General features: G+C 58.4%; 12 protein-coding genes. 3 read left to right on the top strand and 9 right to left on the bottom strand.

Features of this window, described 5'->3' with window-relative positions; all coding sequences use genetic code 11:
- Window positions 1–34: 34 nt before the first annotated feature.
- Entirely contained in the window at window positions 35–1,051 is a 1,017-nt protein-coding gene (locus AAGR08_RS00245; RefSeq protein ID WP_345827861.1) for an NAD(P)-dependent alcohol dehydrogenase, read from the bottom strand.
- A 160-nt stretch (window positions 1,052–1,211) separates the two neighbouring features.
- Complete coding sequence (locus tag AAGR08_RS00240) at window positions 1,212–2,033, bottom strand: SDR family oxidoreductase (RefSeq protein WP_345827860.1); 822 nt, start codon at window positions 2,031–2,033, stop codon at window positions 1,212–1,214.
- 95 nt (window positions 2,034–2,128) lie between these two features.
- Between AAGR08_RS00240 and AAGR08_RS00235 the strand changes: the two genes are divergently transcribed.
- Window positions 2,129–3,031: a LysR family transcriptional regulator gene (locus tag AAGR08_RS00235; protein WP_345827859.1), complete on the top strand. Its 903-nt coding sequence runs from the start codon at window positions 2,129–2,131 to the stop codon at window positions 3,029–3,031.
- Window positions 3,032–3,126: 95 nt separating this feature from the next.
- The gene (locus tag AAGR08_RS00230; RefSeq protein ID WP_345827858.1) at window positions 3,127–4,044 is read left to right on the top strand and encodes a bestrophin family ion channel; all 918 of its coding nucleotides are present in this window, start codon (window positions 3,127–3,129) and stop codon (window positions 4,042–4,044) included.
- A gap of 68 nt (window positions 4,045–4,112) precedes the next feature.
- Here AAGR08_RS00230 and AAGR08_RS00225 read toward each other — a convergent pair whose 3' ends face one another.
- The 4 genes from AAGR08_RS00225 to AAGR08_RS00210 all read right to left on the bottom strand — a co-directional run bounded on the left by AAGR08_RS00225 (window position 4,113) and on the right by AAGR08_RS00210 (window position 8,235).
- Window positions 4,113–5,009 carry an alpha/beta hydrolase gene (locus AAGR08_RS00225; protein ID WP_097095728.1) on the bottom strand — a complete coding sequence of 299 codons (897 nt, stop codon included), beginning with the start codon at window positions 5,007–5,009 and terminating at the stop codon, window positions 4,113–4,115.
- Window positions 5,010–5,248: 239 nt separating this feature from the next.
- The gene (locus AAGR08_RS00220; protein ID WP_097095727.1) at window positions 5,249–5,596 is read right to left on the bottom strand and encodes a hypothetical protein; all 348 of its coding nucleotides are present in this window, start codon (window positions 5,594–5,596) and stop codon (window positions 5,249–5,251) included.
- A gap of 26 nt (window positions 5,597–5,622) precedes the next feature.
- Complete coding sequence (locus AAGR08_RS00215; protein ID WP_097095726.1) at window positions 5,623–6,972, bottom strand: sodium:proton antiporter; 1,350 nt, start codon at window positions 6,970–6,972, stop codon at window positions 5,623–5,625.
- A 54-nt stretch (window positions 6,973–7,026) separates the two neighbouring features.
- Window positions 7,027–8,235, bottom strand: coding sequence for an MFS transporter (locus AAGR08_RS00210; RefSeq protein WP_097095725.1), 1,209 nt, complete (start codon window positions 8,233–8,235; stop codon window positions 7,027–7,029).
- A 92-nt stretch (window positions 8,236–8,327) separates the two neighbouring features.
- Here AAGR08_RS00210 and AAGR08_RS00205 point away from each other — a divergent pair, with 92 nt between their 5' ends.
- Window positions 8,328–9,260 (top strand): LysR family transcriptional regulator, encoded by a 933-nt coding sequence (locus AAGR08_RS00205; RefSeq protein WP_345827856.1) that lies wholly within the window; start codon window positions 8,328–8,330, stop codon window positions 9,258–9,260.
- 103 nt (window positions 9,261–9,363) lie between these two features.
- Here the strand turns inward: AAGR08_RS00205 and AAGR08_RS00200 are convergent, their stop codons facing one another.
- The 3 genes from AAGR08_RS00200 to kdpC form a co-directional block, all read right to left on the bottom strand.
- Window positions 9,364–9,873, bottom strand: coding sequence for a TIGR00645 family protein (locus tag AAGR08_RS00200; protein ID WP_097095723.1), 510 nt, complete (start codon window positions 9,871–9,873; stop codon window positions 9,364–9,366).
- Window positions 9,874–9,927: 54 nt separating this feature from the next.
- Entirely contained in the window at window positions 9,928–12,600 is a 2,673-nt protein-coding gene (gene kdpD / locus AAGR08_RS00195; protein ID WP_097095722.1) for a two-component system sensor histidine kinase KdpD, read from the bottom strand.
- A 119-nt stretch (window positions 12,601–12,719) separates the two neighbouring features.
- Window positions 12,720–13,289 carry a potassium-transporting ATPase subunit KdpC gene (gene kdpC, locus AAGR08_RS00190; RefSeq protein ID WP_097095721.1) on the bottom strand — a complete coding sequence of 190 codons (570 nt, stop codon included), beginning with the start codon at window positions 13,287–13,289 and terminating at the stop codon, window positions 12,720–12,722.

Raw genomic sequence — 13,289 nt, 5'->3', positions numbered from 1 at the left:
ATCAATAACATGCTACTTCACGGTGGTTATGGTTTTACCACTCCACCGTAATTTTGCCGAAATGTCCCGCGCTCTGCTGATGCTTAAACGCTGCCGGGAGATCGCTCAGTGAACCGTAGCTATCGCTGATCACTGGCCGGATATCGTTCTGCTCCAGTGCGCGGACAAAATCCTGCTGCTGGCGGCGATGGCCGACAATCAGCCCTTGAATACGCGCCTGTTTTGCCATCAATAATGAGGTGGGGATCACGCCTTCAAAGCCGGTAAGGACGCCAATTAGCGCGATATGCCCACCAACACGCACCGCCTCAATCGACTGCGCCATGGTGCCAGGACCGCCAAGTTCAATCACCACATCCGCGCCCTGGCCATCGGTTAACTGCTGTACCGCTTTGCCCCACTCCGGCGTGCTGCGATAGTTAATGCCCGCATCGGCACCCAGCTCACGCGCGCGCGCCAGCTTTTCGTCGGAGGAGGAAGTAACAATCACGCGGGCACCCATTGATTTAGCGATCTGCAACGCGGTAATCGACACTCCACCGGTGCCGAGCGTAACGATCGTATCACCCGCTTTGATCTGCGCATCGCCCACCAGCGCACGCCATGCGGTGAGCCCCGACGTGGTGATGGTCGCCGCTTCTGCATGCCGCCAACCGCGCGGTGCCAGCGTGAAGTGCTGCGCCGGACGTACCACCACCTCGGCAGCGAAGCCGTGCGCACCGTCGCCCGGCGTTTGAGTGAAATTGCCCACCTGGCTCAACGGCAACCCATCCTGCCACTGCGGGAAGAAGCATGACACCACATGATCGCCCGGCTTAAATTCAGTAACGCCCGCGCCCACCTCTTCCACCACGCCTGCGCCGTCCGCCATCATAATGCGGCCATCGGCGGTAGGTATCGATCCATCCGCCACCAGCAGATCGTGGAAGTTCAGCGACGTAGCGTGGATCGCTACACGGATCTCTCCCGCGCCAGGTTTGCCGGGATCGGCAAGATCGATCAGCTGCAGGTTTTCTAAGCCGCCGGGATACTTCAGGATCATCGCTTGCATGTTAGAACGTCTCCTTGAGTCATAGGATTGAGCGGATTGGTCGCCATAAATGGCGACCCTACTCTGACCGTTATAGGGTGCACATTCATGCGCACCGGGCAAAATGCATAATGGCTGAGTTTGGCAGCTATCTGCAGATTCCGCCTAACATCCTATGCGATTACACGTCCGCGCCGAATGCCACATCGCGCTGCGCGCGCAGCTCCGCCAGACGGCTTTCCAATGCCGCTTCGATGTGCTGATAGGCAGTGCTGCCAAGCGCCAGGCGCAGCGGCATGCTGGACTTATCAAGCGTCTCAATCATCGCCGTTACGCATTTCCCGGCGTCACCGGCAATGGTGAAATCACCGGATAAAATCGCACGGCGCAGCTGGCCTGAGGCGTTATCGCGGTATACCTCGAGCGCGTCAGCGATATCCAATCCTGTAGCAAAATTCGTCGCCGTTGGGCCCGGCTCCACCAGCAGGAAATCAATGCCGAAACTGGCCACTTCCTGACGCACCGCCTCGACAAATCCCTCAATGCCCCATTTGCTGGCGTGATACAGGCTGAAGTTGGGATAAGCCACCTGGCCGCCTTCTGAAGAAATCTGCGCGATACGTCCGCCGCCCTGCTTGCGTAACAGGGGAATGACGGCGCGAATCAGCTGGATGGAACCGGTAAGATTGGTGGCGATCTGGCGATCAATCTGCGCATCACTCAACTCTTCCGCCGCGCCGAACAGGCCGTAGGCGGCATTGCTCACCACCACATCAATGCGTTCGACCGCCTTAAAAGCATCCGCAATGGTGGGCGCAATACGATCGGTTTGCGCCAGATCCAGCGCAACAATCTGCAGCTGCTCGCCATAGGTTTGCTGCAAATCGGCCATCGCCTGTTCGCGACGTATGCAAGCCAGCACGCGATCGCCACGCGCCAGTAAACGTTCACTCATCAAACGACCTAGCCCGCTGCTGGCGCCGGTAATTAACCAGGTTTTCATGTTGTGCTCCTCCTATTGAAAACCTGATGGTAGATCGCTTTACTGGTGGAGATAATCTACCTAATCGCGTATGACCCGGTGAGGAAAAACCACCAATGAAACGACCTTCGTGGCACGAGCTGCAAGCCATCAAAACGCTGGGTGAACAGCGCAGCTTTCGTCGTGCCGCCGAGCAGCTCGGATTAAAGCGCTCTTCGCTCAGCCATCTGGTGAAAACGCTGGAGCACAATCTGGGCGTTCAGCTGTTTCAGCGCACCACGCGCAGCGTGTCGCTCACCGATGCCGGGCAGCAGCTACTGGATCGACTCTCGCCGCTCTTGAATCAGATGGATGAGGTGCTGCACGACATCTCAGCCAGCCGCCAACAGCACTACGGCACGTTGCGCATCAGCGCCAGTGATGCCTCGATCGGTTTGCTGTTGCAGCACGTAGTGGCGGAATTTAGCGCCCGTTATCCCGATATCCAGCTCGATTTCGCCGCACAAGGCGCATTGGTGGACATCACCGCCGCCGGTTTTGATGCCGGAATCAGGCTACTTGAGGATGTACCGCAGGATATGGTGGCGGTTCCGCTCGGTGGTCCGCTGACGTTTGTCACCGTGGCAGCACCGGCTTACCTGGCGCTGCACGCGCCGATTAAGCATCCCCGCGATCTGCTGCGGCAGCAGTGCATACGCCAGCGCTTACCCAGCGGCAAACGTTATCACTGGGAATATGCGCAGGCGGCAGAAACGCACGAAATTGATGTGCCCGGCACGCTCACGCTGGACAGCAACGCGCTGATGGCGCAGGCCGCCCTTGCCGGGTTAGGCATTGCTTACGTGCCGTCGCTGTATGTGGAAAAAGCATTGCACAGCGGCCAGCTGGTTGAATTGCTGGCCGATTGGCGAGTGCAATCAGCGGGGATTGCGCTGTGGTTCCCGCCCAACCGCCACCACTCCATGGCGCTGCGATTGTTTATTGATGCGTTGAAAGTCAGCTTGCCGCGCATCTCATGATTCGGTCTTAAAAAAGCGTCAGCAATGGCGTTGATTCCGGCGTGCTGACCGGCGTACCCTAACGCCACAAAACCTAAAAAATACACCATCGCAAAATGATCGTACGTCCCCATCAACACTGGTTTATCCGGCTGTTTGACTGGCATGGCTCGGTGCTTAGCAACATCGTGTTTCGCCTGTCGCTCAATCTACTCATGTCGCTGATCGCTATCTTTGGCTATCCGTGGTATTCGACCCTCGGCATTCACCTCACCACCGCGCCTTTTAGTTTGGTCGGGGTGTCGATCGCCATCTTCCTTGGTTTTCGCAACAACGCCAGCTATGCGCGTTTTATCGAAGCCCGCCACTTGTGGGGTAACTTGCATATCACCGAGCGTTCGCTGCTGCGGCAAATTAAAAGCATTCGCGTCATTCGTGAAGAACAGGTGCGGGAATTTACCGGCTTGCTGCTGGCGTTTAGCTGGAGCCTGAAACACCGCCTGCGTAAAACGCCGGTGCAGGCCGATTTGCAGCGCCTGCTCCCCGATAACTGGCACAGCGCAGTGCTGAATCATCCTATGCCTACATCGCAGGTTTTATTGTGTTTGAGCACCTGGCTGGCACAGCGCCGCGATGAAGGGGAAATATCGGATATTATCTGGCAGAGCATTGATGAAAATCTCAATCAGCTGTCCACCATTCTGGGCGGCTGCGATCGCATCGCCAACACGCCGATTCCGTTTGCCTACAGCCTGATCCTGCATCGTACCGTGTATCTGTTCTGCACGCTGCTGCCGTTCGCGCTGGTGGCGGATTTGCACCTGATGACGCCGCTGGTGTCGATGTTTATCTCCTACACCTTTTTGTCACTGGAAGCGCTGGCGGAGGAGCTGGAGCACCCGTTTGGCACCGCGCCGAACCATCTGCCGCTTGATGCGCTGTGCGTTAATATCGCACGCGATCTGAAAGCGATGAATGGCGAACGGTCGCTACCGGAACCGTTACAGCCGGATGCGCATTTTAATTTGACGTGATGTTTCTGGTCGCCATAAATGGCGCCCCTACGACAGATCTGTAGGGGCGCCATTTATGGCGACCAGGGTTAACTCAGATTATCCAGCCAGCGCACATAAGCCTGATCCCACAACGCGGCTGGCGTGCCCGCTTTACCGAGGCCGAACCCGTGTCCGCCTTTGCTGAGCTCAATCAGCTCAACCGGCACGCGCATGCGGCGACAGGTATCCCGCATGATTTCAGTGTTATGAGGATTGGAGGTGTGATCGTCTTCGGCCTGCGCAAGGAAGGTCGGTGGATAGTGCCGCGTGACGTAGTTTTGCACTGACCAGTTGGCTTCCTGCGTTGGCGTGGCGTTATTGCCAACCAGCATCAGGTGGGTGTTGGTATGCTGATACGGCGCTTCAAGGGTGATCACCGGATAAATCAACCCCACGCTATCGACGTTAGGCGTGACCTGATCCAGCGGATCTTGCGCCGGATACGAGTCGAAATTCGGACGCGCCGCCGCCATGCCGAGCAGATGCCCACCGGCAGAAAAGCCCAGCACGTGCACTTTGCGCTCCATCGAACGCACCAGGCGAATCGCCCGTTGTGCATCCTGCAGCGGTGCCAGATTGCCCGCCTGCCACTTTTCGCCCGGTAAACGGTAGCTGAGGACATACACGGTGTAGCCGTTTGCATTCAGCCAGCGCGCTACTGGCCAGGCTTCGCGCCCCATACCGATAAAACGATAGCCGCCGCCCGCAGCGACGATCACCGCTTCGCCGTTGGGATTTTCCGGGCGGAAACGCTGAATGGCGGGGGAAACGATGTTGGTCCAGGAACCGTACTTGTTCACTTTAAGCAAACCTGAAGGGCCGCCGCCGCCTGGCGGATCGTCGGGCCACAGCGGGATGACGTCATCGCGAGCAAACAGCTTGCCCGTGGTCATGGAGAGAACGGTTGCTCCGGTAGCCAACAAAAAGTGACGACGTGTAATCATCTTGCCCAGTGTCAGTATGCAAAAAATGCCAGCTATAAAAGCTGAATCTCATTATGTGATGCGTGTCTTATTTCAACGCTGGCGATTATGTACGTAAATCATACAAAAAAGCCATAAAAAAACGCGCCTGATAAGGCGCGAGCTTTTTCGAATAACCTAAATAATTCGAGCGGCAGCAAGTACGTGACAGGGGTAAACGAACGCAGCCAACGCAGCTGCCGCTTGAAGTATGACGGCTATTAATCTTGCTGCTGGAACTGGGTCATCACCGTTTGCTCACATTGCGATTGATCGTGACGCAGCTTTCCGCGTTCATCCTCGCCCAACTCCAGCCAGGCGCTAATCACTTCCTGCGCGATTTCTTCATTAAATTCCGGTTGCTGTATCGCCGATGACGACTGGCTGGCCGCGAGCTGCGACTTCATTTTCTCGGTGTAACCATCCAAATCGCTGGTCTTCTTTTCGCTACTCACCAAATGACACAGCTGGCTGGCATAAACATTTTCTTCCTGATTATTATCACCGTCGGCGGCCAGCGCGCTGGCGGACAGTGACAGCCCAACGAGGGCGAGTAATAACGCTTTCATAACAGGCTCCAGTAATTTCCAATAAATCAGTTTTCATTGTGCTCTGCGCGGGCGGCCTGGCGGGCGGCACGCCAGTTAAGCAGCGGCGTCACCGTCACGCCGTGCAGCACAATGCTGCACACCACCAACGTCAGCGCCATATCCACCATCTGTTCTGCCTCGGGGCCGCGCATACCGTGCACCCATGCATAAGCAATATAATTGATACTGCCGATGCCGCGAATACCCAGCCAGCCAATCAGCAGCCGTCGCATCAGCGGAATGTCGCAGCGCCAGGTGGTGATCCACACCGCCAGCGGGCGCACCACCACAAACAGCAGCAGCGCCAGGCCAATACCGGTGAGATTCCAGTGCTGCGCCAGCGTAATGCCCAGCACCACCATCATGCCCGCCGCCAGCAGGCGTTCGATAGTATCACCAAAGGAGAGCGCATCGCCGATCACCAACCCGACCGATTTCACCATGCCGCTACTGCCTTGCGCCAGGCGCTGGCCGGTATTCACGCGGGCTTCTGCTGGCAGGAAACGCTCCTCTTCTGACATCTCATCTTGTGGATAGTGCTTCACCACGCGTAATTCCGCGCGCCGCAAGCCCACGCCTGCGGCAAACGTGGCGAGGAAGCCCGACGCATCCACCGCCTGCGCGGCGGCGTAGCTCAACGCAATCAACGCAAGGGCGAACAGATCGTTGGGTGCCACATCCTGATTGGCGGTGCGTAAATGCGTTGCCAGTTGGCCAATCAACCAACCCAATGCGAAGCCAATCCCGAGGCCGCCGCCCATGGCCCAGAGCGTATCTTTGGCGAACCATTCACCGAATGAAGAGAGCGTCAGTGCGCCCGGCTGCAGCATGATCATGGCCAGCATCAGCAGCGGCAGCGCTGAGCCATCGTTCATGCCCGCTTCGCTGGAGAGCGCCACGCGCAGTGCGTCGTCATCGCGCGCATCGTTCACCGAAATCAGGCTGGCAAGCACCGGATCGGTCGGCGCCACAATGGCGCCAAATGCCAGCGACAGCGCCCAATCAAAGCCGGTGATCCAGTGCACCAACACCGTCATACTGCCAACGGTCAGCAACATCGCCGGAAACGCCAGCCTGACGCCGATGCGCCATGCATGCGCGTTGAGCGGCAAACGCAGCTTAAGCCCGGTGATAAACAGCGAGGCGGCCATGGTAATTTCAGTGATGTGCGCGGCGAGGTTGGCGTGACCGATGATATCGACTTGCAGCAAGTTGAGCATCCACGGACCACACAGGATGCCGGCGAACAGATAGAGACCAAATGAGGTCACGGGCCCACGGTGAATCCAACCGGAAGCCAGTGACATAAGAAGTAAGAGACCGCCGGTGGCAGCGGTCCAGGCCAGGAAATTCATAACGCTCCGTTTTTAAATCATATTCTTCCTTTAAGCCTGGCACATGTTAGGCGATCAGTTTTTCAGATGGCGGCTCGCAAGGCGAATCATCAGGGCAAGCGCAGCGGCGAGCGTGGAGAGCGCTACCACGCCGGTCCAGCCCCAATGTGCCAGCGCCAGGCTGCCAAGCGCCGCGCCGGTTGCCATACCGATGAAAACAACGGTAAACATTAAGGCGTTAAGACGGCTGCGTGCTTCCGGCGCCAGGCTGTAAACCAGGGTTTGATGCGCTACCAGCGTAGCCTGCACGCCCAAATCAAAACCGATAGTGCTGATGATAATCAGACCAAGCTGTGCCGGCATCGGCAACAGCGGCAGCAGGAACATCAGCGCGAACGACACCATCACCAATGTGGCGCCGTACTGCGTCACACGCGCAGGGCCGATGCGATCCGCCACGCTGCCAGCTAACGGTGCCGCTAAGGCCCCTGCTGCACCGGCCAGGCCGAACGCACCGGCGACGGCGCTATCCAGATGGAATTTGTCGCTTAGCATTAACGCCAGCGTTGACCAGAAGGCGCTAAAGCCCACCGATAACAAGCCTTGCGCCAGCGCAGCACGGCGCAGCGTTTGATGGTGCTGCCACAAATGCGCCAGCGACAGCAGCAAACGCGGGTAGCTCACCGACGTTCCCGGCGTGAAGCGCGGTAATACGCGCCACAGCGCGACGCTAATTAACAATACGGCCACCGCCGCCACCATATACATGGTGCGCCAGCCGAAATACTCTGCCACCACGCCGCTCACCACGCGCGAAAGTAAAATGCCGACCAGCAATCCCGTCATCACCGTGCCCACGGTTTTACCGCGGCTGCGCTCCGGTGCTAACGCCGCCGACGCCGGAACGATATCTTGCGCCACGGTGGCCGTTAAGCCGGTGACAAAGCTGGCCATCAGCAAGGCGTTCAGCCCCCCTGAAAAGCCGCACAGCAGCAAAGCGGCAACCAGCAGCAAGCCTTTGACTAAAATGATGGTGCGACGATCGTGGCGGTCGCCGAGCGGTGCCAGCAACAAAATGCCCAGCGCATAACCCGCCTGCGTCAGCATCGGCACCATGCCAACGCTGCCAATGCCGACGTTAAACTGTTTGCTGATGATATCCAGCATCGGCTGGCTGTAGTAAATCGATGCAACGCTAAGGCCTGCACCGGCAGCAAGCGTAAAGACCAGCGGTGCGGGCAGTTTCTCCGCCGTGATGACTGAAGATGATGACATGGCTGACATAGTGGATTCCCCCGAGAAAGTGCGCTTATTAAAGCGCGTCGCCGCCATACGCGGTAGAGTGTTCAAACACAGAACTGTTATACGTGGCGCGTATGAATACACCTTCCAGCGTTGACCGCATCGAACTGATGCAAACCTTTATCCGCATTGTTGAAAGTGGATCGCTCTCAGCGGCAGCGACGCAGCTGGGCACCACCCAGCCCACTATCAGCCGCCGCCTGCAGGCGCTTGAACAGCGGCTGGGCCTCAAATTGATTCTGCGTACCACCCATGCGCTGAAGCTCACCGATGATGGCGAGCGTTGTTATGCTCAGGCGCGTCAGCTGCTGGCCACCTGGCACGCGCTGGAAGATGATCTGACCGGGGCCAGTGACGATCCCATTGGCACCCTGCGGGTACGCGCGCCACACGCCTTTGGTCAGGATCAGCTGATTGAACCGCTGATTGATTATCTGCACCGCTATCCACGCTTAACGGTGGAGTGGACGCTGAATGACCGCACGCCGGACTTCATCAGTGAAAACATCGACTGCGCGATTCAGGTCGGTGCGCCGAGCGACTCATCCATCGTGGCGATATTGCTGGCTGAGGTGCCGCGCTTTGTGGTGGCGGCCCCCTCGCTGCTGGCGGCGTATCCGCCGGTGAAGGACGTATCGCAGCTCACCCAACTGCCGTGGCTGGCGCTGACCAGCTTTTATCGTAACGAGATCGCTTTGCAGCGTATCAGCGACGGGCATCCGGTGAATCTGGCGATTGCCCCGCGCCTCGCCAGCGACAGTTTGTACGCGGTACGCAAAGCCGCCGTGGCCGGGATGGGCGCAGCAGTGGTGTCATCCTGGGTGGTGCAGGAAGATTTAGCGAAAGGGGATTTGATTCAGTTAATGCCAGAGTGGCAAGCGCCGCCGCTGCCGGTGTGGCTGACCTATCCGTGGGCCAGCTATTATCCGGCGCGATTACGGCAGTTTTTCGAGATGATTCGGGAAGTGATGCCAAAGCTGGCGGGAACGCAGCCGGCAACGCGGTAGTGGTTTTCCCCTCACCCTAACCCTCTCCCAGTGGGAGAGGGAACTGATGGCGGCATGGTCAGCCCCCTCGCCCGCTTGCGGGAGAGGGCTATCGCGCACCAAACTACATCTTTGCCACTTGCTTATCCGCCTTCGACATATTATCCAGCCAGCCCATTACAAACGCCGACAGCACAAATGTCAGGTGAATAATCACGTACCACATCAGCTTTTCGTTGGCGACGTTACGGGCGTCCATAAAAATGCGCAGCAGATGAATCGATGAAATTGCCACAATCGATGCGGCGACTTTATTTTTCAGCGAGCCGGAATCCATTTTACCCAGCCAGCTCAGCTTCTCACGGTCTTCATCGATGTCCAGCTTAGAGACAAAATTCTCGTAACCCGAGAGCATCACCATCACCAGTAAACCGCCCACCAGCGTCATATCCACCAGCGACAGCAGCAGCAAAATCAGATCGTTTTCCGCAATGCTGAAAACATGCGGCAACAGGTGGAAGATTTCCTGGAAAAATTTGATGGTCAGCGCCAAAAGGCCCAATGAAAGTCCTATGTAAACCGGAGCCAGCAGCCAGCGCGATGAATACATCAGGTTTTCGATAAAACGTTCCATAAGTTCCCATTAATCAACAGACAAGTGGGCGAGTATAACCGAACTTATGTGAAGTTATTTCAGTCCCTCTTCAGAAATTTCAGGCGCGGCGGGCAGCGGCAGCGACAAACGAAACACCGCGCCACCTTCTGGCCGGTTTTCTGCCCAGATGCGCCCGCGATGCGATTCGATAATGGTTTTGCCAATCGCCAAACCCAACCCAACGCCGGGCACCGCTGACTCTTTATCCCCGCGCGCAAACTTGTCGAAAATGCGCGTGAGATTCTCTGGCGCAATGCCGGGTCCGCTATCCCACACTGCAATCTCCAGCCGATCGCGCTCGCGCCACGCACGAATGCCGTGCTGCGCGGCATTTCCAGCATATTTCAGGCTATTTTCAACCAGATTGGTAAACACGCGCTCCAGCATGGCGCTGTCGCCCTTGATCAGGACCATTTCGGGCAGGTCGAGAATAAATTCATGCCCCTTGAGCGACGGTCCCATGCTGCTCAGCGCGCCGCCAATCACCTCATCCAGCGCCACCCACTCTTCGCGCAGATTAAGCCCGCCCGACTGAATGCGCGCCATATCCAGCATGTTGCTCACTAAGCGAATGGTGCTCAGCGTCTGCTCGCGAATTTGGTTCGCCTGTCCCACATATTTCGACTGTTCGCTAGCGAGATCGAGCATCAGCATTTCCGCCTGGCCAAACAGCACCGTCAGCGGCGTGCGCAGATCGTGTGACAGCGCCGACAGCAGCGCATTACGCAGTTGCTCGCGCTCGGCGGCAAGACGCGACGCCGCTTCACTGTGCGACAGCGCCATACGCTCCAGCGCGTTGGCGATCAGTACGGTGAACGTTTCCAGCAGACGCTGCTGCTCGGGAATCATCAGCTGTCGCAGGTTTTCCGGCTCAACCACCAGTAAACCGCGACAATGACTGCCGCTTTTCAGCGGCAGAATCTGGTACGGCACCGCCGGTAAAGTATCGGTACCTGCGCCCGCGGGCTGGCCTTTGCTGAAGCTCCATTTGGCGATGGCGAGATCCGGCGGCGTGCCAATCGCGGTATCGCCCACGGTTTGTAGCTCGCCCTGTTCATCGGGCAACAGCAGCAAACTGCGCGCCTGCAAGGTAACGTCAATAATTCGCTGGCTGGTGGTGGCAATATCCTGCGGCGTGAGATCGCTGCCGAGGGATTTCGCCATCTCATACAGATGGCGCGCCCGCTGTTCACGATAGCGCGCCACTTTGGCCTGATAGCGCACGCCCGCCGTCAAATTCCCGACAATCACGCCCACCGCCAGCATCACCGCAAAGGTCACCAGATACTGTAAGTCCGATACCGCGACGGTACCGGTGGGAGCAACAAAAAACAGGTCAAAGGCGAGGATATTGATCACCGTGGCGAACACCGACGGCCAGCGCCCATAGCGCAGCGCTACCAGCACCACCGCCAGCAGATAAATCATGACGCCGTTGGCCGGATCAAACTCCTTCAGCAGCCAGCGGCCCACGGTGGTAACCAACACGCACAACAGCAACGCCATCAGGCAGCCGCGCAGGTGCAGCCGCCATTTTTCACCGCTGGCACGCTGGCCACCGAGCGGATGCGGCGCATCGCGCACCGGTTCGTCCAGCGCCACTACTAATAAATCGAGATCCGGACCGAGTTCGCCCAGACGTTGAGCAAAACTGTCGCGCCGCCAGCGCCGCTGTGGCTGGCGTCCGGTGACAATTTTGCCCAGATTATGCTCGCGCGCGTAACGCAGCACGGCACGCGCTTCATCAGGATCGGAGAGCGTCGCGGTTTCTGCCCCCAGCTCCTGCGCCAGCTGCAGCGTGCGCAAAATAGCGCGACGACGCGCCTCGGGCAGACGATTGAGGCGAGGCGTTTCCACATACACGGCGTGCCATTCGCTGCCGAGCCGTGCCGCCAGGCGCGCAGCGGTGCGCACCAGCTTTTCGCTGCCGGTGTCATCACCAATGCACAGCAGAATGGCATCACGCGTGTGCCACACTTTGTCGCGGCCCTGCTGATCGCGCCAGGCGCGCATCTGGTCATCCACGCGATCGGCGGTGCGCCGCAGCGCCAGCTCGCGCAGCGCGAACAGATTGCCTTTACGGAAGAAGTTTTCGATGGCGCGCTCGGCGCGGTCGCCGACGTAGACTTTGCCCTCTTTTAACCGCTGGCGCAGATCGTCCGGCGGCAGATCGACCAGCACCACTTCGTCGGCGCTATCAAAGAACGGATCGGGCACGGTTTCACGCACCTGAATACCGGTTACACCGCCAACCACATCATTCAGGCTCTCCAGATGCTGGACGTTGACGGTAGTGATGACATCGATACCCGCCTCGAGCAGCTCCTCAATGTCCTGCCAGCGTTTAGGATGGCGTGAACCCTGCACGTTGGTGTGCGCCAGCTCATCCATCAGAATCACCGCCGGATGGCGCGCCAGCGCGGCATCAAGATCGAATTCAGCATGACGCGAACGCCCGGTGGCACGACGCGGCAGCACCGCCAGCCCGTTGAGCAGCGCGGCGGTCTCTTCGCGGCCATGCGTTTCCACCACGCCGGCTAACACATCGAGGCCTTGCGCGCGCAGGCGCTGTGCTTCCTGCAACATGGCGAAGGTTTTACCCACGCCCGCGCAGGCGCCGAAGTAGATTTTCAGCTTACCGCGATGGCTGTCGCTGTGATTCAGCAGCAGTGCATCGGGATCGGGGCGAGATATGTCGTCGTTCATCGATCGTCCATTGTAAAAACCGCGCGATAAATCGCCTATGTTTGCAGGTGCGCATGAATGCGCACCCTACGAAAATCTCGCAAAATTAGCGTAGGGTCGCCATTCATGGCGACCGGTTGTTACTGCAAATCATCCAGCGCCATATTCAGGCGCAGCACATTCACCGTCTCTTCACCGATAAACGGCAACAGCGGGCGCTCGGTTTGACGCGCAATCAGCGCCTCAACATCTTGCAGCGCCATGTGATGCGCGGCGGCGATGCGCGGAGCTTGCCACAAGGCCGCTTCCGGCGAAATATCAGGATCTAAACCGCTCGCCGACGCGGTGACCAACTCCACTGGCACCGCTTTAGCGGCCTGCGGATTCGCCGCGCGCAGCGCAGCGACGCGTTCCGCCACGGCTTTATCCAGCGCCGGATTGCTGGCGGCCAGATTACTGCCGCTGGAGGACAGCGGGTTATAAGGCGCATCACCGGTAGCGGAAGGACGGCCCCAAAAGTGGCCCGGCTGGCTAAAGGCCTGGCCGATCTGCTCAGAACCGCGCACCGCGCCATCCTGCTCAATCAGCGAACCCTTGGCCTGCGACGGGAACCACCACTGCGCCAAACCGGTGGTGAGCAGCGGATACACCGCGCCGGTAAGCAGCGTCAGTATCATTAACAATACAATAGCCGGACGTAACTGACTCAT

It is taken from the genome of Pantoea sp. BRR-3P (assembly GCF_039621635.1).
Lineage (GTDB): Bacteria > Pseudomonadota > Gammaproteobacteria > Enterobacterales > Enterobacteriaceae > Pantoea > Pantoea floridensis.
The sequence above is the reverse complement of the archived record's forward strand: the minus strand, read 5'-3'. Positions and strand labels throughout refer to the sequence as shown.

Excerpts from the sequence above, each read along its gene's own strand:
- kdpD (WP_097095722.1), bottom strand. The coding sequence starts at position 12,600 with ATGAACGACGACATATCTCGCCCCGATCCCGATGCACTGCTGCTGAAT.
- AAGR08_RS00215 (WP_097095726.1), bottom strand. The coding sequence starts at position 6,972 with ATGAATTTCCTGGCCTGGACCGCTGCCACCGGCGGTCTCTTACTTCTT.
- AAGR08_RS00210 (WP_097095725.1), bottom strand. The coding sequence starts at position 8,235 with ATGTCAGCCATGTCATCATCTTCAGTCATCACGGCGGAGAAACTGCCC.
- AAGR08_RS00205 (WP_345827856.1), top strand. The coding sequence starts at position 8,328 with ATGAATACACCTTCCAGCGTTGACCGCATCGAACTGATGCAAACCTTT.
- kdpC (WP_097095721.1), bottom strand. The coding sequence starts at position 13,289 with ATGAGTCAGTTACGTCCGGCTATTGTATTGTTAATGATACTGACGCTG.
- AAGR08_RS00230 (WP_345827858.1), top strand. The coding sequence starts at position 3,127 with ATGATCGTACGTCCCCATCAACACTGGTTTATCCGGCTGTTTGACTGG.
- AAGR08_RS00220 (WP_097095727.1), bottom strand. The coding sequence starts at position 5,596 with ATGAAAGCGTTATTACTCGCCCTCGTTGGGCTGTCACTGTCCGCCAGC.
- AAGR08_RS00235 (WP_345827859.1), top strand. The coding sequence starts at position 2,129 with ATGAAACGACCTTCGTGGCACGAGCTGCAAGCCATCAAAACGCTGGGT.
- AAGR08_RS00225 (WP_097095728.1), bottom strand. The coding sequence starts at position 5,009 with ATGATTACACGTCGTCACTTTTTGTTGGCTACCGGAGCAACCGTTCTC.
- AAGR08_RS00245 (WP_345827861.1), bottom strand. The coding sequence starts at position 1,051 with ATGCAAGCGATGATCCTGAAGTATCCCGGCGGCTTAGAAAACCTGCAG.
- AAGR08_RS00200 (WP_097095723.1), bottom strand. The coding sequence starts at position 9,873 with ATGGAACGTTTTATCGAAAACCTGATGTATTCATCGCGCTGGCTGCTG.
- AAGR08_RS00240 (WP_345827860.1), bottom strand. The coding sequence starts at position 2,033 with ATGAAAACCTGGTTAATTACCGGCGCCAGCAGCGGGCTAGGTCGTTTG.